The organism is Aquabacterium sp. UBA2148, from assembly GCF_002328915.1.
GTDB lineage: Bacteria > Pseudomonadota > Gammaproteobacteria > Burkholderiales > Burkholderiaceae_C > Aquabacterium > Aquabacterium parvum.
The window spans coordinates 3,553-6,151 of record NZ_DCXA01000105.1; the positions used below are offsets into that span (position 1 = coordinate 3,553).

General features: G+C 64.9%; 2 protein-coding genes. Both read right to left on the reverse strand.

The genetic code is table 11. The features are described 5' to 3' along the window. On the reverse strand, nt 1-888 hold an 888-nt coding region (locus B2W70_RS05680), incomplete at its 3' end, for an XrtA/PEP-CTERM system-associated ATPase (protein ID WP_286743696.1). Between the two features lie 10 nt (nt 889-898). Beyond that, a complete protein-coding gene (locus tag B2W70_RS05685) occupies nt 899-2,386 on the reverse strand; it encodes a hypothetical protein (protein ID WP_286743697.1) in 1,488 nt (495 codons plus the stop codon). Between the last annotated feature and the right edge of the window lie 213 nt (nt 2,387-2,599).

The following is a 2,599-nucleotide window of genomic DNA, read 5'->3' on the forward strand; positions in this document are numbered from 1 at the left end:
CTGGGGCTCGCGCGCCTGGCTGGGTGACAGGGGCGCCAGGCCCGATCCGGCTGGTGGTGGACTGGGTGTGACTTCGCCGATCTCGGCGCGGATTTCCAGTGCAACACGGGCGATGTCGGCCGAGGTGACGATGTGCCCTTCGGCCAGGAAAGTGGCCAGCAGCACCCGGTTGCACAGCAGGTTGATCCTCCGGGGGATGCCGGAGGTCCACTGGTAGATCTCGTCGAAGGCGTCGTCGTCGAAGTGCGGGTTGTCCTGCCAGCCGACCTTGTGCAGGCGGTGTTCGATGTACCGGCGGGTCTCTTCCCGGTCCATCGGCCCCAGGTGGTAGGACGCAATCACGCGCTGGCGAAGCTGTTCCAGGCTGCGCGAGAGCAGCATGTCGCGCAATTCGGGCTGACCAATCAGGAAGCTTTGCAGCAGAGCCTGGTTGCCGAACTGGAAGTTCGAGAGCATGCGCAGCTCTTCGATGGCGTCGCGGCTGAGGTTCTGGGCCTCGTCGACGATCAGCACGGCACGCTTGTTCTGCGTGGCCAACAGCGTGAGGTAGGCCTCCAGCGAGGCGATCAGCTCGGCCTTGGTCTGCCCTTTGACCGGCACCCCGAAGGCGGTGAGGGCCGATCGCAGCAGGTCGCCCACTTCGAGCTGGGTGCTCACCAACTGGGCGGCCACCACCTTCTCGTTGTCGATGTCGCTGAGCAGCGTGCGCACCAGCGTGGTCTTGCCCGCGCCGATGTCGCCCGTCACGACGATGAAGCCCTCGGCCTGGTAGAGGCCGAACTTCAGGTAGGACAGGGCGCTGTTGTGCCCCCGGCTGTCGAAGTAGAAGCTCGGGTCAGGATTGAGCAGGAATGGGGCGCCGTTCAGGCCGAAGTACGACTCGTACATGCGTGCTGCCTCAGAAGCGGTGTTCCAGACGGACGTTGGCGCTGCGCACGACCGTGAGGGAGGAGTCTGACGTGGCGATCGACGTGCCTCGGCTGCGAAGCAGGCTGAAGCCTCCGCTGAACTCGGTCTGGGGCGACAGCCGGACCGACAAACCAAGCGACCCGACCCATTCGCGGCGTGACACGCCAAGGCCGTCTTGCGCCCGGTTCCAGCGCAGGCCGGCTGAAGGGGTGACGTTGGGCGTCAGCCTGTAGGACACCAGGGCTGCGTGGTACCGGCTGCGGTCGGTGCCATGGGTCTGCGTGCTGGCACTCAACAGCGCCCTGGACTGGAAGCGTCCTGACGTCAGGTTCAAGGTGGCGCGCACGCCTTCATAAGTCACCCTCAGGGCGAGGTTGCGCTGCACCCCCAGCGCCGCATTGGTCACCGCATTGCGGTCTGCTGTCAGCGTGCTGGAAGTGGGCGCGCTGGTGATCAGCCCCGAGCTGGCGAGTTGCCCCAGGTCGGTGGTGAGCGTTGGCGTGTTGCGAACCGTCGACTGGCTGCTGAGCAACGCAAAGGTGGTCCGACGCATGCGGTGCGAGAAGTCCGCGTTCCAGGTGCGCCCGGTTTCGTGTCGTTCATAACGGCCCGCAAGCGTGGTTCGCGGGGTCGGATGCCAGGTCAGCTGAAAGCCGCCGAAGGGTCCGTCGAAGTCGCGATCGAGTTGCAGCTTGGTGCTTGGCGTGTCGAATGTCACCCGGCGGCGATCTTCCTCAACGCCCGCGAGCACACCTACCTGCAACTCCTCGCCCCATGCGTACAAAAGCGTCGCGCTCACCGAGCGCTGGCGGGTTTCTCCGATCTCTCGGGATGCATTGGTGCCGGTGATCACCGCGGGGGTTTCGACCGTCGAGTGCTCGTTCAGCGACCTCGCTTCGATCGCGTAACCCATGGGGGCCGGTCTGCTGAGCCAGGACAATTGCACGTTGCTGGCGCGGGTGCCCAAGGTCCGGTGGGTGTCATCGCGCGGGTCGGTGCGGATGAGCAGCCCATTGCCCTGCAGCCGCAGGCTCTGACGCTCGTTGAGGCGGCGCTCCAGGGTGGGACTGAAGTTGGCCCGCGTCTGAGTGGACGTGGTGCTGGTGCTGTCGATGCCCTGTCCGACCGAAGCAATCGATGGCGGCACCTGTTGAGATTGCAGGCTGGCGTCCAGGCCCAAGCCTTGTTCTCTCAGCAGGGTTCGCCATCTCACAAAACCGTCTGGTGACACCCGGTCTGCCCCGGTGTTGTTCAGGCGTTGTTCGGCGAGGATGCCAAAGCTGCCATCCAGCGTCGTGTCGGCCCCGCGATGTTCGAACATCAACATCGGGTTGAGGGTCAGGGTGTTTTCGCTGCGCCGAGGTTGCTGGGCGGTGTTGCTGACCGAGTCGACGTTGTCGGTGTGCTCGACCTTCACCGCGATTTTCGGGGTGACGCTGTGGGTGCGCGTTTGAGCCTGCACGAGGCCGGCGTGCATCAGTGCGCCACTGGTGCAGGCGACCAGGCACGCAGCCTTGAGGGCTTCACGGTGCGTAGTAGCCATAAGCCGTGCTGCCTTTCGGTCCGCGGTATTTGTTCAGCAAGCCGAGCACCACGGGGTGGTTTTCAACCGTGGCGTACGCCTGCTTGACGAGCGAAACCGGGGTGTTGTTGGCCTCGGTCACCAGCACCACCTGTCCCATGTGCGAGG